At 68.9% G+C, this 322-nt stretch carries 1 protein-coding gene; it reads left to right on the forward strand.

Annotated features, from left to right (window positions below; all coding sequences use genetic code 11):
* The coding region (locus tag IG84_RS0137425; protein ID WP_031068002.1) for an aconitase family protein at positions 1 to 322 on the forward strand (322 nt) is incomplete at both ends.

The raw sequence follows: 322 nt of genomic DNA on the forward strand, positions 1-322 counted from the left end.
CGCCATCATCGCGAAGATCGGCACCGGCGGCGGCCAGGGCTATGTCATCGAATACCGCGGCCCGGCCATCGAGAAGCTCTCGATGGAGGCCCGGATGACGATCTGCAACATGTCGATCGAGGCCGGCGCCCGGGCCGGCATGATCGCCCCCGATCAGACCACCTTCGACTACCTGCAGGGCCGCGACCACGCCCCCCAGGGCGCGGAGTGGGACGCGGCGGTGGAGTACTGGAAGACGCTGCGCACCGATGCGGACGCGGTCTTCGACCACGAGGTGGTCATCAACGCCTCCGAGCTGGCCCCCTTCGTCACCTGGGGCACC

The sequence above is a fragment of the Streptomyces ochraceiscleroticus genome (genome assembly GCF_000720485.1).
Lineage (GTDB): Bacteria > Actinomycetota > Actinomycetes > Streptomycetales > Streptomycetaceae > Streptomyces > Streptomyces ochraceiscleroticus.